The sequence below is a fragment of the Streptomyces sp. NBC_01454 genome (assembly GCF_036227565.1).
In the GTDB taxonomy this organism is placed as follows: Bacteria; Actinomycetota; Actinomycetes; order Streptomycetales; family Streptomycetaceae; genus Streptomyces.
The window spans coordinates 7,198,120-7,221,816 of sequence record NZ_CP109460.1; the positions used below are offsets into that span (position 1 = coordinate 7,198,120).

The window sequence follows — 23,697 nt, forward strand, 5'->3', positions numbered from 1 at the left end:
GCGCTCGCCGCACTGCGGTCCCGGTCACCGTGGATGATCAGCACCCGGCGACCCGCCAGATGCTCCCCCGGGTCGCCGCCCGGCAGCCAGGGAGCGATACCGGCCACGCCCACCACGGCCGGGTGGCCGGCAGTCCAGAAGGCGGCGCGACCGCCCCGTCAATCCGTACCAGTTCTCCTCTCTCGCGGCAGGACACCCGCGGCCGGGCAAGCACGACCTCGCCGCAACGGGGCCAACGGGTCCGGCCCCCGACGCCACGGCCTTTGGCCTGTATGGCCCTTGACGGGCACGACACGGCATGGGAGGTCAGGTGCCGGGTGTCCGACGGCTGTGGCACGATGCCGCGATGATCTCCAGCTCCCGCATCCCGGACGTCGTTCCCGTGGGTCGCATGGCCCGGAGCACCCAGCCCGTGCTCAGCCTTCCCGGCGGCCTGGAGCTGCGTCCGTGGCGACTCTCGGACGCAGACGCCTTGGTGGCCGCCGGCCAGGACCCCGCCATACGCCGGTGGAACCGCCTGGTGGTGGCGACACCGGAAGACGCGCGCCAGCGGATCCAGCGCATGCACGAACGCTGGCGCGCCGAGTGCAGCGCGATCTGGGCCATCGCGCGGCCGGACGGCGGCGAGACGGTGGGACTCATCGGCTGGGGTGACATCGACCTCGGCGGCGGCAGCGCCGAAATCGTCTACTGGCTCCGGCCCGCGGCCCGCGGCGCCGGTGTCGCGGTCGAAGCCACCCGACGCGTCAGCCGGTGGGCCCTGAACGAACTCGGCCTGCACCGCCTGCGGCTGTGCCACTCGGTGGCCAACCCGGCCTCCTGCCGCGTGGCGGACAAGGCCGGTTTCTCCCTCGAAGGCACCATGCGCAGCGCACTGCTGCATGCGGACGGGTGGCACGACGAGCATCTGCACGCGCTCGTCCAGGGCGACATCTGACCCTGCGCCGGCGGCCCCGGACCCGAGGCGAACCGGGACCGCGCCTCGTCTCGGCCGGTTCATCGATGCCCGAGGCCCGCACGACGGCGATCGCGTCAGGCCCATGCCTTATGGGGCCTGCTCGTGCCGGATGAGCGCGGTGATCAGGTCGTGAAGTGTGTTGTTGTCGGAGTCGCTCCCGTGGGCCTCGGCACCTTCAAAGGTGGCAGCCTCGGTGCTGCGGGGGAACATGGCCTGCTCGTACTCGGTGAGCGCGGCCTCGATGTCGTCGGGATGCGCGGCGAGGGCCTTGCCGAGTTCGGCGCCGTCGAGCATGGCCAGGTTGGCGCCTTCGCCGTTCGGGGCCGAGAGGTGGGCGGCGTCGCCGAGCAGGGTCACCCCCGCCACCCGCTCCCACCGGCGCCCCGTCGGCAGTGTGTAGAGGGGGCGCAGGACCGGCGCGGTGTCGCAGTCGGTGATCAGCGCGGTGAGCTCCGGCGCCCAGCCGTCGAACTCCTGCGCGATCCGCGCGGTGGCCACGGCGGCATCGGTGAAATCGATGGCGGCGAACCACTCCTGCGGCTCGGACAGCGACACGTAGGCGTGCAGGGTGTCGCCCCTTTCCCGGTGAGCGAAGATCTCCCTGCCCGGCGTGGGCGCCATCAGCGACCCGCCGCCGACCGCTTTCGCGGCGGCGGGGTGCCGGGCGTCGGCGTCGAACAGGTACGTCTCGACGACCGACTTGCCGACGTACTCGGGTGTGGCGGTGGAGAGCAGCGGCCGGACCCGTGACCACGCGCCGTCCGCGCCGACCAGCAGGCTGGTGACGACGGTGCTGCCGTCGGCGAACGTCACCTCGTGGCGGCCCTCGCCGAGGGTACGGGTGCTGGTGACCTTGTGCCCCCACCGGACGGTGCCGGCCGGGAGGGAGTCGAGCAGGATCTGTCGCAGCTCGCCGCGTAGCACCTCGGGGCGTCCCCCCGTGCCGTCGTCGGCTTTGTCGATCAGGACGGTCCCGTCCGGGTCGAGGAACCGCAGTGCCTGGCGGCCCTCCAGAATGAGGCCGCGGAACTCGTCCATCAAGTCGGCTGCTTCAAGGGCGAGTTGCCCGTTGTAGTCGTGGATGTCGAGCATCCCGCCCTGTGCACGCGCAGCCGGGGAGGTCTCCGCCTCGTAGACCGTGGCCGGTATTCCGTGGACGTGCAGAACGCGGGCGAGCGTGAGGCCGCCGAGCCCGGCACCGATGATCGTGACGTCAGTGATCATGGAGGCTTCCTTCCTGATGTGGACCGCTGGGCGGACTCCCGGCAGGTCACGCCGGGAGCGCCGTTCCAGTGAGTCGGGACGATGCGATGCGGGGGGCCGGCCCGTTGATGGCCGGCGCCCACCAGCTCCAATGTCCCGGCAGCCCTCGACAGCTCACCGACAGCTCACCGACCACCGCCGACAGCCACCCGACACCGGCCCCGGCCCCGGTCCCGGCCCCGGTCCCGGTCCCGGCCCCGGCCGGAACATCGGTACAGCGGTGATCGGGGGGAGGCTCGCGACCGAGAGTTCTGTCCCTGCCCGCAAGTCCGAGAAGGGCGTTCGGCTCGCTTCTGCGTGAGAACAGGCTCTGAGAACCGATCCGGGATCGACGGGGACCCGGCGGCCCGTTTCTGATCTTGCTTCTCATCGAGCCGTTCCTCCTGCCGGTCAGCGGCCGCGTCAAGGCGCGTGACACGTACACAGATGAGGAGATCCGGAAAGAGTGGCGGGCCGATCTGGACCCGAAGATCCAGGTCGTGCGCGCGCTCGCCCGCGCATACGGCGCGCACCTGCTCGCCGCGGACGGCATGTTCGCCGCGCTCGCCGCGGCGACCGGGCCGGAGCACTGGGCCGCGGACGGCGTGCACCCGACGCCGGCCGGTCACGCCGCACTCGCGTCGGCCTGGCTGCGCCTGGTCGCCTGACCCCCGCCGCCACCGTCGTCTCGTCCGGTGCCGTCGCGTCCGGGGCGCGCAGTGGTCGCCAACGCAGCCCCGCCTTCCCGAGGTTGAGCACACCGGACGCGGCGGGCTCCGGGTGGGACACGGTTCGGCCTTCCCTCGGGCCGTCACCACGCGCGCCGTGGGCGGCGCGGCGCCCCGTAGGGTGGGCGGTATGAGTGGCGAACGCGAGCTGAGGGCCCTGCTGAGCGGAATGCGTCCGGAGGTCAACGCGGGCCGCTTTGTGTTCACGACCGTGCCCGGTGCGGTCCCCGAGGGGCTGACGCCGGTGGTCACGGTCACCGAGCCCGAGGGCCGCACCCTGGTCGTCCACCAGGAAGAGGCCGACCGCGCGGGCCTGGCGTACGACTATGTCGCCGCCTGGATCACCCTGCGGGTGCACTCCGCGCTGGACGCCGTCGGACTCACCGCCGCCGTCGCCACCGCACTCGCCCAGGCCGGTCTCAGCTGCAATGTCGTCGCCGGCTTCCGCCACGATCACCTCTTCGTGCCGTATGCCGCGGCGGACGAGGCACTGCGCCGGCTCCGCGCGCTGGCCGACCAGGCCTGACCAGCGGCGGCGCGGCGGACGAGGGGCCTCGCGCACCGGCCGTCGCCCACCCCCGACGTCGGCGCGGCGCGCCCGCCCGGGCCACGTACGATGGCGGCATGTCCTTCCTCCGCCGCCGCAGCGCAGCCACGCCCGCCGGGCCTGACTTCGACGTCCTCGCCATGGACCCCGGGGACTGGCCGGGCAATCTCGGGGCCGGCCTGCTGCCCGCCCCGGACGGCACGTGCCAGGGCGTCTTCCTCCGCTACGACCTGTTCGGCGGCCGCGGCCCCGCGATGATCATCGGCAATCTGCCGGAGGGCTCCCCGGCCCGCGAGCTGGCGGACGACCAGGTGCCCTTCGAGGTGGCACAGCTGCTCGCGGCGCTCGGCAACGACGAGCCGGTGACGGTCGTCGAGAGCGAGGACACCCCCGTGATGCACGAGGACAACCTGCTGATCGTCAAGCGCATCAAGTGCTCCGAGAGCCGGATCTCCTGCGCCCAGTTCGACCGCAGCGACGGGGTGCTGGTCACCATCGCCAGCTGGGACCGGCCGATCACCGACGACCTCTACGCCCTGCTCAAGCCGCTGCCGGCGGAGCTCTTCCAGCAGGGCTGACCTCCCGGCGCAGTACCGGAATGGACATGCTCGCGCCCGGTGGACGGAATCCGTCCACCGGGCGCGAGGCGTTCACCCGGCCGGCGCCGGGCCGGCGCGGGGCCGGCGTGGCGCCGGGGGTACCGCCTAGGACCCCGAGCGACGCACGTCCACGTCGGCCGCCCGTACATAGCCGACCCGGTGCCCGAGCTGGATCTCGTAGTAGACGTCCTCGCCGCGCACGATCGCGTGCTTGGACAGGTCGAAGGTCGGGGCGTAGAAGTAGTCGCCCCTCATCCGGCCCCCGACGGCGTACTCCTGGCCGGCGCCGAGCTTGTACGGCAGCGGGGAGACCGCCTGGTACGGCACCCCGGCCGGATAGGCCTCCTTCTCCGGGTAGGCGCGGCCGTAGACCGGGATCTCCGCGCGGCCCTCCTTCGGCGTCGCGACCAGCCCCTTCGCGTTCACCGCCACCCGGTGGCCGTGCGGATTGCGGAACCACGCCCGCTGCCCGAGGTACCAGATCGCCGTCCAGTCACCGTCCCGGTCCGCCACCGCGAACTGCTGGCCCGTCGAGGCACGGGCGGCGGTGTCGTTCACCCCGGTCGTCGAGTCACTGCCGTCCGGGTGCAGCCCGATGTCCCTGACCAGCGGTGCGCTCCCGCTCGGCGCGGTGTGCAGCCGGACCGCCGTGGAGCCGTGCGGGTCACAGGCGTCCCCGGGCTTCTCGCAGCCCGTGTAGGCGGGCTGGTTCCGGTCGTAGTCGGGGCGGATGGTGACCAGCCCGCCCCGCGCGCCCGCGGTCGCCCGGAACGGCTTGCCCAGCAGGGTGAAGTAGTGCGCCCAGTCCCAGTACGGTCCGGGGTCGGTGTGCATGCCCGGGATCGTGGCCGTGGTCGTACCGGGCACATTGTCGTGGCCCAGGATGTGCTGACGGTCGAGCGGCACGTCGTACTTGCGGCTCAGATACTTCACCAGACGGGCCGAGGCGCGGTACATCGCCTCCGTGTACCAGGCGTCCGGTGCGGCGAGGAAGCCCTCGTGCTCGATCCCGACGGAGTGCGAGTTGATGTACCAGTTGCCCGCGTGCCAGGCGACGTCCTTGGTCGGCACATGCTGGGCGATCAGCCCGTCCGAGGAGCGGATCGTGTAGTTCCACGACACATAGGCCGGGTCCTTGATCAGCTTCAGGGTGGTCTCCCAGGACCCCTCGGTGTCATGGATGACGATGGTGCTGACCCGCTGGTCCTCGGGACGGTCCGCCTTGTCGTGGTTGCCGTAGTCGCCGTCGCCGAACTCCTCGTACGGCGCGGGCACCGACTCACAGGCGACGGTCCAGGGGCACTCCAGCTTGCGGGCGGCGGCTGCCGCGGCGCCCCGGTCGGCCGGCCAGGCGAGACGTTTCTGCTGTGCGGCATCGGGGGTCAGCCCCGGCGAGGCGGCCAGCGTGACCCGCTGCCCCGCGTCGGTCGTGCGGGACTGGCCGTGGCGCATCACCTCGTACACCTCGTCCGCGAAGGCCCTGCCGGCGCGGGCATCGTCCTGGCTGCCGTAGCGCGCCACGGCCGTGTACCACCGGGCCGGATCGGCGGACGCGGACTGCCCCCGCTCGTGCTGCGCGGCGGCGAGCAGCGCCGCCCCGCCGAGCACGTTCGCCGCGGGATCGGTCCGCAGCTTCTCCGCGGGCAGCCCGGTCAGCTCGGCGGCCGTCGCCAAGGTGCGCAGCCGGGCGGGGAGTTCGGCGGGCAGCGCGGCCCGCCGAGCCGGGGCGGCCGGCCTCTTGTGCGGCCGGGCGTCGTCGCCGCGCGCGTCCTCCTCGCCCGTGCTGAACTCCGGCGTCCGGGCCAGCGCCGTGCGGGCGTCGGTCAGATGCATCGGGCCGTAGCCCCCGGAGACGCTGGGCGCGCCGCCGTGGCCGTCCCAGCGCGACTCCAGGTAGGAGACGCCGAGCAGCACACTGCGCGGCACGTGGAAGCGGGCGGCGGCATCCGTGAACGCCTGCTGCAGCCCGTCCGTCCGGGGCTGTCCGGCACTGGCGGACGGCGTTCCCGAGAGCGGCAGCAGCAGCACCGCCGCCGCGACGGCGGTGGCGGATCTGCGCAGGGCGGGGCGGTGGAATCTCTTCTCGTCTTCCGGGGCGGATCCTCGCAAAGCAACCTCCTCGAGCCGGCCCGAGCCGGGCGGTGTGACGGTGGGTGCGCAAACGGCCGCACGGGCGGGACCCGAGACTAGAGCCCCCCGTCGGCACAGAGCTATATGTGTGCCGACGGTCCGTCAATCACCATGCCGGGTCGGGATGTCGCATGTCAGGGCATCTCACGAGGAGTCTTCCCGGAGCCGTGCCGGGCCTGCGGGGCGTCAGTGGAATGGACCAATGACGGGGTGGGGGAAATGACGGGGTGGGGCAGGGGTACGGAGGCACGGGCGGGCCCGCCCCGCGAACGAGGCCGCGCCGGCGTTCGGGAAGTGGCGGACCGCGGGCCGGGCCGGCGGCGGGGGGCCGGGGCGGCGCATGACTGAGCGGCGCGCCCCGTGCCCGGACGCGCCGCTCATCATCCCCCGAGGGGGTGCCGGCACAGCCCCGTTCATCCGCCCGCGGAGCGCGCAGGTCGGGGCTGCCGGCACCCCCTCGACGGTCAGCGGGTGCCGACCGCCGCCCGTACCGCACGGCGCGCCATCTGGCAGTCGTCGTGCAACCGGCGCAGGAGCAGCCGCTGCTCCTCGCCCGCCGCGGGTGCACCGGGGTGTCCCGGGCCCGGTGCACCCGTCGGCGCGGGTTCGTGCATGGTCCGCTGGATCGCGGTCTCATAGCGCCGGATCTCGCGGGTGAGCACCAGCATCAGATTCACCAGGAAGGCGTCCCGCGAGGCCGGGCCGGCGTTCTGGGCGAGCTGGCTGATCTGGCGGCGGGCCACCGGCGCGTCGCCGAGCACCGACCACAGCGTCGCCAGGTCGTAGCCCGGCAGATACCAGCCCGCGTTGTCCCAGTCGAGCAGCACCGGGCCGGCGGGGGACAGCAGCACGTTGTTCAGCAGCGCATCGCCGTGACAGAACTGGCCCTGGGTGTGCGAGAGGCCGTGCAGCAGCTTCTGCAGATCGCCCAGGTCCCGGTCGGTGAGCAGCCCCAGGTCGTGGTAGCGGCCGATCCGGCCCGCGTAGTCCAGTGGGGTGTCGAACAGCCCGGCCGGCGGACGCCACAGGTTGATCCGGCAGATCGCGCCGAGCGCGGCACGGACGTCCGCGCGGGGAGGCGCTTCGGACGGGTGCCGGGTCAGGGCGGCGACCCGGCCGGGCATCCGCTCCACGATCAGCGTGCAGTTGTCGGGGTCGGCCGCCACCAGCCGCGGCACCCGAACCGGCGGACGATGCCGGACGAATGCGCGGTATGCGCTTATTTCCTGCCGGAAGCGTTCCGCCCAGGCGGGGGATTGGTCCAGTAAGCACTTGGCCACCGCGGTCATCCGGCCCGTGGTGCCCACCAGAAGGACGGATTTGCCGCTCCGGCGCAGCACCTGCACCGGGTTGAACTCCGGGCAGATCCGGTGCACCGAGGCGACGGCGGCGCGCAGCTGGGCACCCTGGGGGCCGGACAGGTCGAGCCGACCGCTGAGCGGCTGGGTGCCCGTGCCGTGCGCCCGCCGGGTCCGGCCGCCGGGGAGGCCGGTGACCGCCCCCGCGGAAGGCGCGGGGTCGAGATACGGCCCGCTTCCGGTGGGGTGCGGACGGTGCGGCCGGGGGGCGGTCACGGCGGACGATGCTGCATACATGGGTGAAACAGATCCCTTCGTGCGCCGGCGAGTTGCATACGCTCCCCGGCCCGGTGGTGGGAACCCGTGAACGGGCCCCGTGCAGGAGGCCGATCCAGGGTCCCTGTGCAGGGCGCGCACCCTGGGGAATGCGGTCCCGCCACCAGGCCGGGGGCGGCACGTCTACAGAACACGCGGCTGCGGGTGGCAGACCATCTGGCGCACCCTGGCGAACCCTGGCGAATGCCCACAGCCCCTGTCACCGGCCGTTACTGTCAACTCAGTCGAGGAACCTGGGGGCTTGACGTGGACAGGCAGCCGAACACCCGTCTCGCGGATCTTTTCGGTCTGGCCGGCTGGTCCAAAGGCGAGCTGGCGAGACTGGTCAACCGGCACGCGGCGGCCATGGGCCATCCGCAGCTGGCGACCGACACCTCGCGAGTGCGGCGCTGGATCGACATGGGGGAGACCCCGCGCGATCCGGTGCCCAAGGTTCTGGCTTCCCTGTTCACCGAGCGCCTCGGCCGTGTCGTAACCATCGAGGACCTCGGGTTCGCAAGAACGGGTCGCTCGGGGAAGCGGCAGACCCTGGACGGTCTGCCGTGGGCTCCCGAACGGACCGCTGCGGTCCTCACGGAATTCACGGGAATGGACCTCATGCTCAACCGACGCGGCTTGGTGGGTGCGGGCGCCGCACTCGCCGCGGGCTCCGCACTCACCGGCGCCATGTACGACTGGCTGCACACCGACCCGGCCCCCGCCGGCGCACGCCACCCCCATCCGTTCGCTTCCGAATCCGCCGACGACCTCGACCAGATCGGCCTCGACCGCTACGAGGCGGCCCCCGTGGGCTCCCAGGAGATCGACGCGCTGGAGCGCTCGGTCGAGGTGTTCCGCGCCTGGGACGCGGCCCGTGGCGGCGGACTGCAGCGCAAGGCCGTGGTGGGCCAGCTCAACGAGGTCGGCGGGATGCTCGCCTACCGCCACCCCGACCATCTGCAGCGCCGGTTGTGGGGAGTGGCCGCCAATCTGGCGGTGCTGGCCGGCTGGATGTCCCATGACGTGGGTCTGGAGCCCACCGCCCAGAAGTACTTCATCATCGCGGCGCATGCGGCGCGCGAGGGCGGCGACCGCCCGCGCGCCGGTGAGGCACTCTCCCGCGCCGCCCGTCAGATGGTCCATCTGGGCCGCCCCGACGACGCGCTGGACCTGATGAAGCTGGCCAAGTCCGGCTCCGGCGAGGAGAACCTGCCCCGCACGCGCGCCATGCTGCACACCATCGAGGCCTGGGCGCAGGCGTCCAAGGGCCAGGGCCAGGCGATGCGGCGCACCCTGGGCGAGGCGGAGGAGCTGTTCGTCTCGGACAAGGGCGATGTGCCGCCGCCGTGCTGGATGCAGATGTTCGACGAGGCCGATCTGCACGGCATGCAGGCCCTGGCATTCCGTACCCTCGCCGACCACGACCCCTCCGCCGCCAGGATCGCCCAGCACCATGCCAAGCAGGCACTACAGCTGCGGGAGAACGGCCGTCAGCGGTCCCAGATCTTCGACTACATCTCGATGGCCTCGGCCTGCTTCCTCGGCGACGACCCCGAGCAGGCCGACCGTTACGCCAGGCTGGCGCTGGTCTCCATCGGGGAGAACTCCTCCCATCGCACCTGGGACCGGCTGCGTGAGATGTTCCGGCTCACCGGGCAGTATGCGAATTTCGCCAAGATCCAGGACCTGCGTGAGGAGATCCAGCATGTCCTGCCGAAGGCGAAGCCGAAGACCAAGGGGTCGGGCCTGGGCCCGGGAATCGGCACGGGCCTCGGGGGGAACTTCTCGGCCTGAGACGGAAAATGCCCACACGCATCACGCCGCGTCATCCGTGTCGAGGGGTGACACGACGGACGACGGAGCGTGCTCCGCCCCGCCGTCCCCGCTGTCCAGGTCTCACCCGCCCATCGATGCCTCCGGGGCGGCCGGCGAACGATCCGCCGGACCGTCCTCAGCCGGTGGGGTGTGCGTCAGTCGCCGACCCTGGCGATCAGCACACACGCGTCGTCCTCGCGCTCGGTGCTGCCGAACTCCTCGACGACGATGCGGACGCTGTCCTGCGCACTGCGCGCCGCGGCGAACCGCGGCGCCAGGGCGAGCAGCCGCTCGGCACCCTCATGGGCGGCCTCCCCGCCCTGTGCACGGCGCGGTACGAGACCGTCGGTGTGCAGTACGAGCAGGTCACCGGGCTCCAGTTGCTCGGTGTGCTGGGCGTAGGCCGCACCCGAGGTCGCCCCGAGGAGCACGCCGTCGGGCGGGTCCAGCGCACGCCCCGTGCCGCGACGGAACAACAGCGGTGCGGGGTGGCCGGCCTGGGCCCACTCCAGGGTGCGGCTAGCGGGGTCGAACCAGCCGCACACCGCGCTGCCGAGGGCCGGCTGGGCGGCGCTGTCCAGCAGTTGGTTGAGGAGGCCCATCAGGGGACCCGGCCGGTGTCCGGCGACCGCCATCCCGCGCAGCGCACCGAGCACCATCGCCATCCCGGAGGTGGCGGTGACGCCGTGCCCGGTGAGATCGCCGACGCTCAACAGCGTCTCCCCGTCAGGGAGTTGCAGTGCGTCGTACCAGCCTCCGCCGATCAGGGCGCGGGTGCCGGACGGCAGATAGCGCCCGGCGAGATCGAGGGCGATCGGACCGCCCTGCGGGAACCGCAGGGAGCCGCGCCACGGTGGCAGCACGGCTTCCTGCAGCTCGACCGCAAGCCGGTGCTCGGTCTGCGCGATCCGCCGCTCGCGGTGCAGCGAGTCACGGGTCTCGCGTACCGCCTGCTGGCTTCGGCGCAGCTCGCTGACGTCCCGCAGCACGGCCCACATGCAGGCGGTACAGCCGTCGGCGTCGAGCACCGGCTCGCCCACCATGTGCACCGTGCGCAGACTGCCGTCCGGCCGCACGATGCGGAATTCGCCGTCGATCGGCCGGCCGTCCACCAGACAGTCGGTGACCATCGCGGCCAGGCCCTCCTGGTCCTCGGCGTGCACCAGGGAGGGCAGCTCGTCGAGGGTGAGCGGGCCGTCGGACGGTGCCCTGCCGAACATCGCGAACAGCTCGTCGGACCAGCTGACCTCGTCGGTGAGCAGATTCCACTCGGCGCTGCCCACCCGGCGCAGCAGTGCGCCGCGCTCGTGGGGCGCGGGCTCCGGCGGGGCGGCCGGCGGCGCGGCCTCCGGGGCGCTGTCGTCGTCGCTCTCGGCGGGCAGGCCCTCTCTCAGCTGGTCGAGATGGCCCCCGAGGTCGTCGAGGTGGTGCGCGGCGAGATCGCACAGCGCCCGCTGCCAGCGCAGCTGCGGGTCGGGGGCGAGGCCGGTATCCACCGCGGACTCCCGGCGCACCGCGTCGAGACCACCGCGCAGGCGGCGGGCCTGCGTGATGAGTGCCTCGACCGCGTCGCGCTCGGGGGGCCGGTCTGCTGAGTGATCCGCGAAGAGAGGGGACGGCATGACGTACTCCGTGATCAGGCGGCGCCGGGCTGAAGGGCCGGTAACGACTGTTGCACAGGCAGCGACCGTCTGTAAGGGATTTGGCACTACCCGATACGGTGGTGCACCTGGCATATGCCCCCGGCTTTTCGGGGCAACCTCGGGGCGAATCGGCGGAATGGCGGCTTCCAGGCTAGGCTTCGGCCGCCGTACAGCAGGCGTTCCCCCGATCCATGGTGGGAACGACGCATACGGCCCGTGGTCACCGGCAAGAATGCCGGTCAGCGGAAATCCCGTTGCCAGCCTGCCCCCCGCACCGGATGCTGACCTCATGTTCGATCCAGACATAGCGCCCAGTGGCACCCTGCTCGGCCTCCTGCAGCGAGGCCGCGGCGACGGGACCCTGCATGCCCTCGCGGCGCCGCGGGCCGAGGCGCTCGCGGCACTCAACGACAGCGTGCTGCGCGACCCCCGCCGTGACTGGCAGGTCGAGAACCGCTCGCTCTACTACGCGCGCCTCTACATGCAGCTCGACGGCGGGCTCGAGGAGATCGAACGCCACCTCTTCCACCCCGACGACCTCGTCGACACCGGCGAGGAGCGCACCGGCCTGGCCCTCGCGGTCCTCGGCCACCTCGCCGCGTACGGCCGGGACGCCGCCCGGCTGCTGCTGCGCAGCTATGCCGCCGCCGGCAGCAACTGGCGCTGGGCCCTGGACGAGCTCGCGCTGCGTGACGACGACGCCGGGCTGATGACCCTCGCCCCCGCCGTCCTCGCCCGCTTCCCCGGGACCGAGGAGGGCGAGGCCGAACTGGCCGCCGCGGTCCGTGACGCCTTCGAGCCCCGGCCCTGGCGGCTGTGGGCCGAGGATCCCCGTTACGGTGTGCGACTGGCCGCCGCCGGGGAGCAGGGCTCCTTCGACCGCTGGCAGCGGCAGCTGCGGCCCCGCGGGCCGCGACCCGGCTGGAGCGTCACCGAGATTCTCCAGTGGGCCCAGGAAGGACTGGAGCGGGAGCCCGAGGAGCGGCGCCACCTCGCCGCCGCCCGCTGCCTGGCCGCGGTCGCCGGTCCCGAGGACCGCCCCGAGCTGTTGCGCGTCGCCCGTAGTGGACCGGACGCGGCGCGTGCCGCCGCACTCCACCACCTCGCCGAGCGCGGCGACGGCGAGGCCCTCGACCTGATCGAGGCCGCGGTCGGCTGTCCCCTCTCCTCCGAGCTGCTGGTCTCCGCCGCGCTCGCCTCGTTCGCGCGGATGCGTGGCGTGGCCGCCGTCGTGCGGGCCCGCGACTGGGCGGCGCGCGCGGACCGGCTGGGTGCCTCCGCCGCCGCGGTGCTCGCCCGCCGCGGCGGGCCGCACGACACCGAACTGGTACTGGCCGCGCTGCGCCGGACCGTCCGCGAGGAGGGCCCGGACGCGGACGCCCTGTGGGAGCTGGTCGACGGCACCGGACGGCTCGGCGTAGGCTGCGCCGCCCCCGTCCTGCGGCACATCTACCGCGAAACGTCCTCCTCCCACCTCCGCGGCCGGGCCGCCGCCGCGCTCGCCGCCACCGATCCCGGGTTCGCGGCCGGCTTCGCCGTCGAGTGCCTGTGGGACTGCGAGGAGACCACCCGGGAACTGGCCGCCCGGCACGCCGCCACCGGCGACGACCGGGTCGTCGAACAGCTCCGCCGGCTCGCCGCCGACCCGGCCGAGGAGGCCGAGGTACAGACGGCGGTGCGCAGCCGGTTCGGGCCGGACGCCTCCGCGGTGTGAGCCGCCGTGCGGCCGGGACGCCCCAGGGTGCGACGGCCGCACGCCGCACCCCCTGCCGCCGAGGCCGTACGGCCTCGGTGACCGCCGTCAACCGCGGCAACCGCAGCTAACCCTCCCGTTCCGGGCCGCCCGTACCGCCGCACGTCGGGGCTCCGTCCGGGGCGCGGGGGAACGCTCATGGGACGTTCTCCGGTTGGAAAGATCCCCTTGGCCCCCTCCACGCACGGCACGCCGAGAACAGCCGTATGCGTGTCGCCCTCGTCACCGAATCCTTCCCGCCCGATGTCAACGGCGTTGCCCACTGCGCCCTGGAGACCGCCCGGCACCTCGTCCGGCGCGGCCATGATCCGCTCGTCATCGCACCGCTCGGTGGCGCCGCGCCGGCCTCCGGTATCCAGGAGAGCCCCTGTCCCGTCGTCCGTGTGCCCTCGGTGCCGCTGCCCGGCTATCCGCAGGTGCGGATTGCGCTCCCCGGGCGGCGGCTGTCCGCCGCGCTCGCCGGGCACCACCCCGACCTGGTGCACCTCGCCAGCCCCTTCGTCCTCGGCGCCCGCGCGATGGCGGCCGCCGCCCGGCTGCGGGTGCCCGCGATCGCCGTCTACCAGACCGACCTGGGGCGGTACGCCCGTACCTACCTCGGCGGCGGCGGGGCCGCGGCCTGGCGGCGCATCAAGGCGGTGCACGCCGCCGCCGACCGCACCCTGGCGCCGTCCAGCGCCGCCCTGCGGGACCTGACCGAGCACGGTGTGCCACGGGTCCACCTGTGGCCGCGCGGTGTCGATTCCGAACGGTTCCACCCCGGGCGGCGCGACGCGGTGCTGCGCAGCTCGCTGGCCGCGGGGCGGGAGCTGCTGGTGGGGTATGTGGGGCGGCTGGCGCCCGAGAAGGACGTCCGGCTGCTGGCCGAGACCTCGCGGCTGCCGGGCGTGCGCACCGTCGTCGTCGGCGACGGCCCCAGTGCCGCCGGGCTGCGGGCCGCGCTGCCGGAGGTCCGCTTCATGGGACGCCGCACCGGCGACGAACTCGCCCGGATCTACGCCTCGTTGGACGTCTTCGTCCATACCGGGCCGTATGAGACCTTCTGCCAGACCGTGCAGGAGGCGATGGCCTCCGGGGTGCCGGTGGTCGCGCCGCGGGCGGGCGGTCCGGTGGACCTGGTGGACCACGGCCGTACGGGGCTGTTGGTGACACCGGGCGACGGCGCCGCCTTCCGGGACGCGGTGCGCTTCCTGGCGGGCAGCGCCGAGCTGCGCACCCGGTACGGTGCCGCGGCCCGCGGCGCCGTCGCGGAGCGCACCTGGGCGGCGGTGGGCGAGCAGCTGCTCGCCCACTACGAGGCCGTGCTCGGCGACCGGACGGCGGTGGCGGCATGACCGCGCGTCACGGCACCACGACGGGCCTGCGCATCGTCCGGATCGCCAACTTCGTCACCCCCGCCTCGGGCGGGCTGCGCACCGCACTGCGCGAACTCGGCGCGGGCTACCGGGCCGCCGGGCACGAGCCGGTGCTCATCGTGCCCGGACCGCCGCGGCCGGACGGCACCGGCGCGACGGCCGGGATCCGCGACGAGACCACCGCACAGGGACGGGTGATCACCCTGCCGGGACCGGAACTGCCGGGCAGCGGCGGCTACCGCATGCTCACCGACCGCCCCCGGCTGCAGCGGCTGCTGCACGCGCTGGCCCCCGACCGGCTGGAGGTCTCCGACCGTACGACGCTGCGCTGGACGGGGGAGTGGGCGCGCCGGGCCCGGATCCCCGCGGTGATGGTCTCGCACGAGAGCGTGGACGGGGTGCTGCGCACCTGGGGCGTCCCGCAGCCGCTCGCCCGCGCCGCCGCGGACCGGCTCAACATCCGTACGGCGCACGCCTACAGCCGGGTCGTGTGCACCACCGAGTGGGCGGCGGCGGAGTTCACCCGGGCCGGCGCGCGCAATGTGGTGCGCGCACCGCTCGGTGTCGATCTCGACGCCTGGCACCCGGACTGCCGCAGCGCCGCGCTGCGCCGGCGCAGCGCGGGCCGGGCGGAGGTCCTGCTGCTGCTCTGTTCCCGGCTGTCGCAGGAGAAGCGGCCGGGGCGGGCCCTGGACGCCCTGGCCCAGCTGCGCCGGCGCGGGGTCGACGCGGCCCTGGTGGTGGTCGGCGACGGGCCGCTGCGCACCCGCCTGGAGGACCGGGCACGGGACGAGCGGCTGCCCGCGGCGTTCCTCGGCCACCTCGCCGACCGGGCCCGCCTCGCCGCATTGCAGGCCGCCGCCGATGTCGCGCTGGCGCCCGGACCGGCCGAGACGTTCGGGCTGGCCGCCCTGGAGGCGCTCGCCTGCGGCACGCCGGTGGTCGCCAGCGCGGCCTCGGCGCTGGCCGGTCTCGTCGGCAGCGGCGGTGACACGGCCCTGGACGACGGGCCCTCGTTCGCCGACGCGGTCCAGCGGGTGCTGGCCCGGCCCGAGCCCGCCCGGCGCGCGGCCGCCCGCCGACGGGCCGAGGGCTACGGCTGGCAGCCCGCCGTCGACGCCTTCCTGGCCGCGCACGACGCGCCCGCACCGCCGGTCCGTCCGCTCGCCGCCCGGGCCGCGGCGCGCCAGGCCGGTCCGTGGGGCGGGTGGTGACGGTGCGGTCCGAGGGAACAGTGGCACCGGCCGCGGGCGGCGGCCGCCTCCCGGTTCCGGCCCGTTTCGTCGCGCTCGGAGACTCGCTGACCGAAGGGCTCGGCGATCCCGTGGCGGGCGGCGGCTGGCGCGGCTGGGCCGCCCTGCTCGCCGGGACGCTGGGGGAACGGCCGGGCGCGGTGGAGCTGGTGAACCTGGCGCACAGCGGCGCACAGACGGCGGACGTGGCCGAGCGGCAGCTGCCCGTGGCCCGGGAGCTGCGTCCGCGGCTCGCCTCACTGATCGTCGGGGCGAACGACACCCTGCGCGCATCCTTCGCCATCGAGCGGGTCGCGGCCGCGCTGGACCGGGCCCACGGCGCGCTGAGCGCCGACGGGGCCGTGGTGCTGACGGCCTGTCTGCCCGACCCCGGCCGGATGCTGGGGCTGCCCGGACCGCTGTCCCGCCCCCTCGCCCGCCGGATGCGCGCGGTGAACACCGTGGTCCACGCGGTCTCCGCCCGCTATCAGGGCGTGCATCTGCACCTCGCCGACCACCCCTGGGTCACCGAGCGCGCCTCGTGGAGCGTGGACCGGCTGCACCCCGGCGAGCGCGGCCACCGGCTGCTGGCCCGCGGCTTCCACACGGCGCTCGCCGGCGCCGGCCTGCCCGTCGGGCCGCCGCCCGCGCTCGCCCTCGACGGCCCGCCGCCGACCCGCGCCGGATCGGCCGTGTGGATGGCGACCCGCGGTACCCGCTGGGTCGCCGACCGGTGCACGGATCTGCTGCCCGGCCTGCTCGCCCTGGCCCTCCAGGAGTGCCGGCACGGTGTGGCCGGCTCCGGCCGGCTGCTGGACGCCGCGGCCGAGCGCGCCACCCGCACCGCGCTGGCCGCCCTGACCGAGCCGGGCGGCGGCGCGCTGGGGAAAACCTCCGGGTCGGTGAAGGGCGCTGCGACAATGGCAGGATGACCGGGCGCTGGGAGTTCTGGATCGACCGCGGCGGCACGTTCACGGACGTCGTCGGCAGGCGGCCGGACGGGCGGCTGGTCACGGGCAAGCTCCTCTCGCACCACCCCGAGCGCTACCGGGACGCCGCGGTCGCCGGTATCCGGATGATGCTGGGGCTCGGCCCGGACGAACCGGTGCCCGCCGAGCGGGTCTCCGTCGTCAAGATGGGCACCACCGTCGCCACCAACGCCCTGCTGGAGCGAAAGGGCGAGCCGACCGTCCTGCTGACCACCGAAGGCTTCCGGGACGCCCTGCGGATCGCCTACCAGAACCGCCCGCGGATCTTCGACCGGCACATCGTGCTGCCCGAGGCGCTCTACGACCGGGTGATCGAGGTACCGGAGCGGATCGGCGCCCATGGCGAGCTGGTCCGGCCGCTGGACGCCGATCCCGTCCGCCGGGCGCTGATCCGGGCCCGCGCGGACGGCCTGCGCAGCGCCGCCGTCGTGCTGCTGCACGGCTACCGCCACACCGACCACGAGCGGGCCGTCGCCGAACTGGCCAGGAGCGCGGGGTTCACGCAGGTCAGCTGCTCGCACGAGGTCAGTCCGCTGATGAAGCTGGTGCCACGCGGGGACACCACCGTCGTCGATGCCTACCTCTCCCCGATCCTGGGCCGGTACGTCGACGAGATCGCCGCCGAACTCCCCGGAATCCGGCTGATGTTCCTGCAGTCCAACGGCGGGCTGCGGCAGGCCGATCACTTCCGCGGCAAGGACGCGGTGCTGTCCGGACCGGCCGGCGGTGTCGTCGGCATGGCCCGCAGCGCCGCCGAGGCCGGCGGGCACGACCGGGTGATCGGCTTCGACATGGGCGGCACTTCCACCGACGTGTCTCACTACGCGGGCGAGTTCGAGCGGGTCTTCGGCAACGAGGTCGCGGGCGTGCGGATGCGCGCCCCGATGATGAACATCCACACCGTCGCGGCCGGCGGCGGCTCCGTCCTCCACTTCGACGGCCGTCGCTACCGCGTCGGTCCCGACTCCGCCGGCGCGGACCCGGGGCCGGCCTGCTACCGACGGGGCGGACCGCTCACCGTCACCGACGCCCAGGTGGTGCTCGGGCGCATCCAGCCCGACCACTTCCCGGCGGTGTTCGGACCGGACGGCGACCAGCCGCTGGACGCCGGGGTGGTCCGCACGCGCTTCGCCGAACTCGCCGCGCGGGCCGCCGCCGAGACCGGCGACGACCGGGGCCCGGAGGAGGTCGCGGCCGGTTTCCTCGACATCGCCGTGCTCCACATGGCCAACGCCGTCAAGAAGATCTCCGTCCAGCGCGGCCGTGACATCACCCGCTACGTCCTCACCAGCTTCGGCGGCGCCGGCGGCCAGCACGCCTGCGCGGTCGCCGACGCGCTGGGCATCGACACGGTGCTGGTCCCCCCGCTGGCCGGGGTGCTCTCCGCGTACGGCATCGGTGTCGCCGACGCCACCGCGATGCGCGAACAGGCCGTCGAGACGGAGTTCACGGACCCCGACGGGCTGCGCCGCCTGCGCGAGGTCTGTGACACGCTCGCCCGGCAGACCCGGGGCGAACTCCTCGACGACGGGGTCCCGGAGGCGTCAATCACCACGCGGGCCCGGGTGCTGATCCGCTACGCCGGGACCGACTCGGCCCTCGGCGTCCCGCTGGCCGACGCCGACACCATGACCGCGGACTTCGTCCGGGCGCACCGCGCGCGCTACGCCTTCACCATGGACAAGCCGCTGGTGGCCGAGGCGGTCTCGGTCGAGGCGCGCGGCACGGCCGGCGGCGCACGGGGGTACGAGGCCGGACCCGGCGGCCGGGAAGGGGAGTTGCGGCCCGCCGCGACGGTCCGGATGTACACGTCCGGACGGTGGCAGGACACCAGCCTCCACCGGCGTGGCGACCTGCGCCCGGGCGATGTCCTCACCGGCCCGGCGATCATCGCCGAGCAGGACGCGACCACGGTCCTGGACCCCGACTGGCAGGCCGCGGCGGGCGAGGGCGGCCACCTCCTGCTGACCCGGACCCGGCCGCGTACCGACCGGGTCGCGGCCGGCACGGAGGCTGATCCGGTGATGCTGGAGGTCTTCAACAGCCTCTTCATGGCCATCGCCGAGCAGATGGGCGTCCGCCTGGAGAACACCGCTCACTCCGTCAACATCAAGGAGCGGCTCGACTTCTCCTGCGCCCTCTTCGACGCCGACGGCAATCTGATCGCCAACGCTCCGCACATTCCGGTGCATCTGGGCTCGATGGGGGAGTCCATCAAGGAGGTGCTCGGACGGCGCGGCGGGGAGATGCGGCCGGGCGATGTGTACGCGGTCAACGACCCGTACCACGGGGGCACCCACCTCCCGGACGTCACCGTCGTCACCCCCGTGTTCGCGCAGGACGCCCCGGACGGCCCCGCCGGCACCCCTCCCGACCTGCTCTTCCTGGTGGCCTCTCGCGGCCATCACGCCGAGATCGGCGGCATCACCCCCGGCTCGATGCCCGCCTTCAGCAGCACGATCGAGGAGGAGGGCGTCCTCTTCGACAACTGGCTGCTGGTCCGCGACGGCGAACTGCGCGAAGGCGCCACCCGCGAGCTGCTCACCACCGGCCGCTACCCCTCCCGCGCCCCGGACGCCAACCTCGCCGATCTGCGCGCCCAGATCGCCGCCAACGAGAAGGGCATCGAGGAACTGCGCCGCATGACCGAGCAGTTCGGGCTCGACGTCGTCCGGGCCTACATGGGGCACGTCCAGGACAACGCCGAGGAATCGGTGCGGCGGATCATCGCGCGGCTGTCGGACGGCAGCTGCCGCTACGAGACCGACAGCGGGGCCGAGATCCGTGTCGCGCTCACCGTCGATCGCGCCGCCCGCAGCGCCGTGCTCGACTTCGCCGGCACCTCACCCCAGCAGCCCGGCAACGCCAACGCGCCCACCTCGGTGGTGATGGCGGCCGTGCTCTACGTCTTCCGCACCCTGATCGCCGACGACATCCCGCTCAACAGCGGCTGCCTCAAGCCCGTAGGGGTGCGCATCCCGGAGGGCTCGATGCTCGCCCCCGTCTTCCCGGCGGCCACCGTCGCGGGAAATGTGGAGACCTCCCAGGCGGTCACGGGCGCCCTCTACGCCGCGCTCGGCGTCCAGGCCGAGGGCTCGGGCACCATGAACAACCTCACCTTCGGCAATGACCGGGTGCAGTATTACGAGACCGTCGCCAGCGGATCGGGCGCGGGCGACGGCTTCCACGGCGCGGACGCCGTCCAGACCCATATGACCAACTCCCGGCTGACCGACCCCGAGGTGCTGGAATGGCGCTACCCGGTCCGGGTCGACGCCTTCACCGTCCGCTCCGGCAGCGGCGGCCGGGGCCGCTGGCACGGCGGTTGCGGCGTCGAACGCCGGCTGCGCTTCCTGGAGCCGATGACCGTCGCGCTGCTGACCAATCACCGCCGGGTCGCCCCGTACGGCATGGCGGGCGGCGCCCCGGGGGCGCTGGGCGCCAACTCCCTGGAGCGGGCGTGCGGTTCGCGCGAGGAGCTGGCGGGCTGTGACGCGGCGGACGTCGGCGTGGACGACGTGCTGGTGATCCGCACGCCGGGCGGCGGCGGGTACGGGACGCCGGACGAGGGCTGACCGCGGGGGCCGGTACGGACGGCGGCGTGCCCGCGCGGGACACCCAGCACCTCCGCGTGCCCGGGCGGCGCACCTAACGCATCCGCAGGAACCGGACCGTTGTCCCGGGTACCGCCTGGGCCGCGGGGGCCAGAAAGCGCTCGGGGACCACGCCGATGACCGGGTAGCCGCCGGTGGTCGGGTGATCGTGGAGGAAGAGGACCGGCAGACCGTTCGGCGGGACCTGGAGGGCGCCCAGCGGCATGCCCTCGCTGGGGAGTTCGCCGGCCCGGGCGCGCTCCAGGGCCGGGCCCTCGGTGTGCAGGCCGATGCGGTTGCCGGCCGGGGAGACCCGGAACCGGCCGGTGACCAGGGTGCGCAGACCGGCGTCGGTGAACCAGTCGTCGCGCGGGCCGGGCAGGAACGGAAGCAGCAGCTCGGCCACCGGGCCCGGGTGCGGGACGGCGTCCGCGGTGGCCGGCGGGCCGTGCGGAGCGCCCAGGGGGAGCACCGCGCCCTCGGTGAGCGGGTCGGGGCCCAGGCCGGAGAGCAGATCGGCGGCGCGGCTGCCGAGGACCGGCTCGGTGTCGACGCCCCCGGCGAAGGCGAGGTAGGAGCGCAGCCCGTGGGTGGCCGGACCCGCGTCCAGGACGGCGCCCGCCGGGACACGTACCGGGGCGCCCCAGGGGGCGGGGCGGCCGTCGACGGTCACCGGGCAGGGCGCGCCGGTGACCGCGACGGTGGTGGCCGTGCGGACCCGTACGGCACAGCCCGTGAGGGTGGTCTCCAGGGTGGCGGCGGACCCGGGGTTGCCGGCCAGGCGGTTGGCCAGGCGGTGCGCGGGCGCGTCCAGGGCGCCGGCGCGCGGCACACCGAGGTGGGCATGGCCGGGCCTGCCGAGGTCCTGGACGGTGGTGAGCGCACCGGCCCGGACGACCGAGAAGGCGCGGTCGGTCATCAGGTGGCCTCCTGCGGGACGAAGCGGACGCGGGTGCCGGGTGCGAGCAGCGCGGCCGGCTCCCGGCGCGGGTCCCACAGCACGGTGTCGGTGGTGCCGATCAGCTGCCAGCCGCCGGGGGAGGAGCGGGGGTAGACGCCGGTGTACGGGCCGGCGAGGGCGACCGAGCCGACCGGGACCTTGGTGCGGGGGGAGTCCCGGCGCGGGACGTGCAGCGGCTCGGGCAGTCCGGTCAGATAGCCGAACCCGGGGGCGAAACCGCAGAAGGCGACGTGGAACTCCGTGGCGGAGTGCAGCCGGACGACCTCCTCGGGGGTGACGTCCCACAGGGCGGCGACATCGGCGAGGTCGGGGCCGTCGTAGCGGACCGGGATCCGCACGGCCGGGCGGTCGCCCGCGGCCGGCGGCGGCACGTGCCAGGAGGCGATGTCGGCGAGCAGCCCGCGGGGGGCGGCGAGGCCGTCGAGGAAGACCGTACGGGCGGCCGGCACGATCTCGCGCAGCGGCGGCAGGGCACCGTCGGCGACCCGCCGCAGCAGCTCGGCGTGCAGCGCCTCGACCTCCTCCGCGGTGTCCAGCTCGATCAGCAGCCCGTGTTCACCGACCGGCAGGGGTTTCATACGAAGCTCCGGACCTGGATGCCGGACGCGCTGAGTTCGGACCGCACGCGCCGGGCGAGGCCGGCGGCGCCGGGGGTGTCGCCGTGCAGGCACAGGGAGCGGGCGGTCAGGGCGACGCGGGTGCCGTCGCGGGAGGTGACGGCGTGGTCGCGGGCCATGCCGAGGGCGCGCTTGACAACCTCGTCCGGGTCGTGGATCACCGCGTCCGGCTCCCGGCGGGGCACGAGGGTGCCCTCGGCGGTGTAGGCGCGGTCGGCGAACGCCTCGCCGACGACGGGGAGTCGCGCCGCGCGGGCCGCCTCGTGCAGCCGGGAGCCGGGCAGGCCGAGGACCGGCAGGGCACCGCCCGCGGCACGGATGCCGGCCATGACGGCGTGGGCCTGCTCGGCGTCGTGGACACAGCGGTTGTAGAGCGCGCCGTGCGGTTTGACGTAGCCGACGCGGGCACCGGCGGCGCGGGCGAAGACCTCCAGCGCACCGATCTGGTAGGTGATCTCGTCGGCGAGTTCGTCCGGCGGCACGTCCATCGCCCGGCGGCCGAAGCCGGCCAGATCGCGGTAGGAGACCTGGGCGCCGATCACGACGCCGTTCCCGGCGGCCAGTTCGCACACCCGGCGCATCGTGGACGGATCGCCGGCGTGGAAGCCGCAGGCCACGTTGGCGCTGGTGACGACGGAGAGCAGGGCCTCGTCGTCGGTGAGCTGCCAGCGGCCGAAGCCCTCCCCGAGGTCGGCGTTGAGGTCGATGACGCAAGGAGCCGCCGGGTCGCTCATGTCTGTCCGTTCCAGGGGTGCTCGATGCCGGTGGGATGCGGGCGCGGGCGGCTCGTCGCGGGTGGCGGCGGGCGGTGCTTCCCGGCCGGCCGGCCCGTACCGCAGCGACTCTCCCCCGAGGGCGCTCGAGCCGACCGGCGTCGGGGACAACGTAGGGGATCGTTGAACGATCCGACAAGAGGTGTGCGGCATCCGACGGCAGGTGCGTTGTTTCGTCCCCCCGTCTGGGATTGACTTCCGCTCATACGACCCCGGGGCGGCACGCAGGCCGCCCCGGTACGGCACGAGAGCGGGGAGCGGCATGACCGGCGGCGCGGCGAAGAACGATCAGGGGCGGCTCACCGAGGTCGCGGGCCTGGAGCGGGACCGCGACCGGCTGGGGCGCGCCAGCACCGCCGAGCGGGTCGCCGACATCCTGCGCGACCGGATCGCCGAGGGGTACTTCCCGCCCGGCGCCCGGCTCTCGGAGGAGAGCATCGGCGGCGCGCTGGGCGTCTCGCGCAACACCCTGCGCGAGGCCTTCCGGCTGCTGACCCATGAGCGGCTGCTGGTGCACGAGCTCAACCGCGGGGTGTTCGTGCGGGTGGTGACGGTCGAGGACCTGAACGACATCTACCGGGTGCGCACCCTCGTGGAGTGCGCGGCGGTACGGAGCCTGGGGAAGGGGCCCTACGGGGCCGCGGCGACCGAGGCCATCGCGGCGATCGAGGCCGCCGTGCAGGCCGGTGAGGCCGCCTCCGAGGCCCGGGAGTGGCAGGACCTTTCGACCGCGAACATCCGCTTTCATCAGGGAATCGTGGCCCTGGCCGGCAGCCCGCGCACCGAGGAGCTGATGCGGGGGGTGCTGGCCGAGCTCCGCCTGGTCTTCCACGTCATGGCCGACCCCCGGCGCTTCTACGCGCCCTATCTGACCCGCAACCGCCAGATCGCCGAGGTCCTGCAGTCGGGCGACGCCCCGGAGGCCGAGCGGCTGCTGCACGCCTACCTGGAGGACGCGCGCAGCCAGCTCTCGGGCGCCTACGCCCAGCGCATCGCGGAGGGGTGAGGGCCCGGCGTGTGAGGGTCTCGGCGGGTGTCCCGAAGGCCCGCTGGATATCCGTTCGCGCAGACCCCTTGTCGGATCGTTGAACAATCGCCTAGCCTCCGCTGCAATCTTCTCCTCATCAACGGACTCCCGAACTCCGGCAG

18 protein-coding genes are annotated in these 23,697 nt (G+C 74.1%); 11 read left to right on the top strand and 7 right to left on the bottom strand.

Features of this window, described 5'->3' with window-relative positions:
* Positions 1 to 346 precede the first annotated feature (346 nt).
* Positions 347 to 937, top strand: a complete 591-nt coding sequence (locus OIU81_RS31920; RefSeq protein ID WP_329153393.1) for a GNAT family N-acetyltransferase — start codon at positions 347 to 349, stop codon at positions 935 to 937.
* A gap of 108 nt (positions 938 to 1,045) precedes the next feature.
* On the opposite strand, the gene OIU81_RS31925 is transcribed toward OIU81_RS31920, so the two are convergent.
* A complete protein-coding gene (locus OIU81_RS31925) occupies positions 1,046 to 2,182 on the bottom strand; it encodes an FAD-dependent oxidoreductase (protein ID WP_329153395.1) in 1,137 nt (378 codons plus the stop codon).
* Between the two features lie 398 nt (positions 2,183 to 2,580).
* On the opposite strand from OIU81_RS31925, the gene OIU81_RS31930 reads away from it, so the two are divergent.
* The 3 genes from OIU81_RS31930 to OIU81_RS31940 all read left to right on the top strand — a co-directional run bounded on the left by OIU81_RS31930 (position 2,581) and on the right by OIU81_RS31940 (position 4,053).
* Entirely contained in the window at positions 2,581 to 2,868 is a 288-nt protein-coding gene (locus OIU81_RS31930; RefSeq protein WP_329153397.1) for a hypothetical protein, read from the top strand.
* A gap of 190 nt (positions 2,869 to 3,058) precedes the next feature.
* Positions 3,059 to 3,454, top strand: coding sequence for an ACT domain-containing protein (locus OIU81_RS31935; protein WP_329153398.1), 396 nt, complete (start codon positions 3,059 to 3,061; stop codon positions 3,452 to 3,454).
* A gap of 98 nt (positions 3,455 to 3,552) precedes the next feature.
* Complete coding sequence (locus tag OIU81_RS31940) at positions 3,553 to 4,053, top strand: hypothetical protein (RefSeq protein ID WP_129246861.1); 501 nt, start codon at positions 3,553 to 3,555, stop codon at positions 4,051 to 4,053.
* A 126-nt stretch (positions 4,054 to 4,179) separates the two neighbouring features.
* Here the strand turns inward: OIU81_RS31940 and OIU81_RS31945 are convergent, their stop codons facing one another.
* Positions 4,180 to 6,183 (bottom strand): N-acetylmuramoyl-L-alanine amidase, encoded by a 2,004-nt coding sequence (locus tag OIU81_RS31945; protein ID WP_329153403.1) that lies wholly within the window; start codon positions 6,181 to 6,183, stop codon positions 4,180 to 4,182.
* Between the two features lie 485 nt (positions 6,184 to 6,668).
* Positions 6,669 to 7,799 carry an aminoglycoside phosphotransferase family protein gene (locus tag OIU81_RS31950; protein ID WP_329153405.1) on the bottom strand — a complete coding sequence of 377 codons (1,131 nt, stop codon included), beginning with the start codon at positions 7,797 to 7,799 and terminating at the stop codon, positions 6,669 to 6,671.
* Positions 7,800 to 8,084: 285 nt separating this feature from the next.
* On the opposite strand from OIU81_RS31950, the gene OIU81_RS31955 reads away from it, so the two are divergent.
* A complete protein-coding gene (locus tag OIU81_RS31955) occupies positions 8,085 to 9,611 on the top strand; it encodes a DNA-binding protein NsdB (RefSeq protein WP_329153407.1) in 1,527 nt (508 codons plus the stop codon).
* Between the two features lie 176 nt (positions 9,612 to 9,787).
* Here OIU81_RS31955 and OIU81_RS31960 read toward each other — a convergent pair whose 3' ends face one another.
* Positions 9,788 to 11,254 carry a PP2C family protein-serine/threonine phosphatase gene (locus tag OIU81_RS31960; RefSeq protein WP_329153409.1) on the bottom strand — a complete coding sequence of 489 codons (1,467 nt, stop codon included), beginning with the start codon at positions 11,252 to 11,254 and terminating at the stop codon, positions 9,788 to 9,790.
* 310 nt (positions 11,255 to 11,564) lie between these two features.
* Here OIU81_RS31960 and OIU81_RS31965 point away from each other — a divergent pair, with 310 nt between their 5' ends.
* The 5 genes from OIU81_RS31965 (at position 11,565) to OIU81_RS31985 (ending at position 20,179) form a co-directional block, all read left to right on the top strand.
* On the top strand, positions 11,565 to 12,989 hold the full coding sequence (locus tag OIU81_RS31965; RefSeq protein WP_329153410.1) for a HEAT repeat domain-containing protein: 1,425 nt from the start codon (positions 11,565 to 11,567) through the stop codon (positions 12,987 to 12,989).
* Positions 12,990 to 13,234: 245 nt separating this feature from the next.
* Positions 13,235 to 14,362 carry a glycosyltransferase family 4 protein gene (locus OIU81_RS31970; RefSeq protein ID WP_329153411.1) on the top strand — a complete coding sequence of 376 codons (1,128 nt, stop codon included), beginning with the start codon at positions 13,235 to 13,237 and terminating at the stop codon, positions 14,360 to 14,362.
* A complete protein-coding gene (locus tag OIU81_RS31975; RefSeq protein ID WP_329153413.1) occupies positions 14,359 to 15,597 on the top strand; it encodes a glycosyltransferase in 1,239 nt (412 codons plus the stop codon). Before OIU81_RS31970 ends, OIU81_RS31975 begins: the two co-directional genes overlap by 4 nt.
* A 20-nt stretch (positions 15,598 to 15,617) precedes the next feature.
* The gene (locus OIU81_RS31980) at positions 15,618 to 16,547 is read left to right on the top strand and encodes an SGNH/GDSL hydrolase family protein (RefSeq protein WP_329331427.1); all 930 of its coding nucleotides are present in this window, start codon (positions 15,618 to 15,620) and stop codon (positions 16,545 to 16,547) included.
* Complete coding sequence (locus OIU81_RS31985) at positions 16,544 to 20,179, top strand: hydantoinase B/oxoprolinase family protein (RefSeq protein WP_329153415.1); 3,636 nt, start codon at positions 16,544 to 16,546, stop codon at positions 20,177 to 20,179. The genes OIU81_RS31980 and OIU81_RS31985 overlap by 4 nt, the downstream gene beginning before the upstream one ends.
* A 73-nt stretch (positions 20,180 to 20,252) precedes the next feature.
* Here the strand turns inward: OIU81_RS31985 and OIU81_RS31990 are convergent, their stop codons facing one another.
* The 3 genes from OIU81_RS31990 to OIU81_RS32000 are packed head-to-tail and all read right to left on the bottom strand — an operon-like array spanning position 20,253 to position 22,509.
* A complete protein-coding gene (locus OIU81_RS31990) occupies positions 20,253 to 21,116 on the bottom strand; it encodes a biotin-dependent carboxyltransferase family protein (protein WP_329153416.1) in 864 nt (287 codons plus the stop codon).
* On the bottom strand, positions 21,116 to 21,736 hold the full coding sequence (gene pxpB, locus OIU81_RS31995; RefSeq protein ID WP_329153418.1) for a 5-oxoprolinase subunit PxpB: 621 nt from the start codon (positions 21,734 to 21,736) through the stop codon (positions 21,116 to 21,118). Before pxpB ends, OIU81_RS31990 begins: the two co-directional genes overlap by 1 nt.
* Positions 21,733 to 22,509, bottom strand: a complete 777-nt coding sequence (locus OIU81_RS32000) for a LamB/YcsF family protein (protein WP_329153419.1) — start codon at positions 22,507 to 22,509, stop codon at positions 21,733 to 21,735. The genes pxpB and OIU81_RS32000 overlap by 4 nt, the downstream gene beginning before the upstream one ends.
* A 301-nt stretch (positions 22,510 to 22,810) precedes the next feature.
* Between OIU81_RS32000 and OIU81_RS32005 the strand changes: the two genes are divergently transcribed.
* The gene (locus OIU81_RS32005) at positions 22,811 to 23,554 is read left to right on the top strand and encodes a GntR family transcriptional regulator (RefSeq protein ID WP_329153420.1); all 744 of its coding nucleotides are present in this window, start codon (positions 22,811 to 22,813) and stop codon (positions 23,552 to 23,554) included.
* The last annotated feature ends 143 nt before the right edge of the window (positions 23,555 to 23,697 follow it).

What these genes read in the sequence shown, in the direction of transcription:
- OIU81_RS31985 (WP_329153415.1), top strand. Translation starts at nt 16,544, where the DNA reads ATGACCGGGCGCTGGGAGTTCTGGATCGACCGCGGCGGCACGTTCACG.
- OIU81_RS31965 (WP_329153410.1), top strand. Translation starts at nt 11,565, where the DNA reads ATGTTCGATCCAGACATAGCGCCCAGTGGCACCCTGCTCGGCCTCCTG.
- OIU81_RS32005 (WP_329153420.1), top strand. Translation starts at nt 22,811, where the DNA reads ATGACCGGCGGCGCGGCGAAGAACGATCAGGGGCGGCTCACCGAGGTC.
- OIU81_RS31970 (WP_329153411.1), top strand. Translation starts at nt 13,235, where the DNA reads ATGCGTGTCGCCCTCGTCACCGAATCCTTCCCGCCCGATGTCAACGGC.
- OIU81_RS31920 (WP_329153393.1), top strand. Translation starts at nt 347, where the DNA reads ATGATCTCCAGCTCCCGCATCCCGGACGTCGTTCCCGTGGGTCGCATG.
- OIU81_RS31990 (WP_329153416.1), bottom strand. Translation starts at nt 21,116, where the DNA reads ATGACCGACCGCGCCTTCTCGGTCGTCCGGGCCGGTGCGCTCACCACC.
- OIU81_RS31950 (WP_329153405.1), bottom strand. Translation starts at nt 7,799, where the DNA reads ATGTATGCAGCATCGTCCGCCGTGACCGCCCCCCGGCCGCACCGTCCG.
- OIU81_RS31975 (WP_329153413.1), top strand. Translation starts at nt 14,359, where the DNA reads ATGACCGCGCGTCACGGCACCACGACGGGCCTGCGCATCGTCCGGATC.
- OIU81_RS31960 (WP_329153409.1), bottom strand. Translation starts at nt 11,254, where the DNA reads ATGCCGTCCCCTCTCTTCGCGGATCACTCAGCAGACCGGCCCCCCGAG.
- pxpB (WP_329153418.1), bottom strand. Translation starts at nt 21,736, where the DNA reads ATGAAACCCCTGCCGGTCGGTGAACACGGGCTGCTGATCGAGCTGGAC.
- OIU81_RS32000 (WP_329153419.1), bottom strand. Translation starts at nt 22,509, where the DNA reads ATGAGCGACCCGGCGGCTCCTTGCGTCATCGACCTCAACGCCGACCTC.
- OIU81_RS31940 (WP_129246861.1), top strand. Translation starts at nt 3,553, where the DNA reads ATGTCCTTCCTCCGCCGCCGCAGCGCAGCCACGCCCGCCGGGCCTGAC.
- OIU81_RS31925 (WP_329153395.1), bottom strand. Translation starts at nt 2,182, where the DNA reads ATGATCACTGACGTCACGATCATCGGTGCCGGGCTCGGCGGCCTCACG.
- OIU81_RS31935 (WP_329153398.1), top strand. Translation starts at nt 3,059, where the DNA reads ATGAGTGGCGAACGCGAGCTGAGGGCCCTGCTGAGCGGAATGCGTCCG.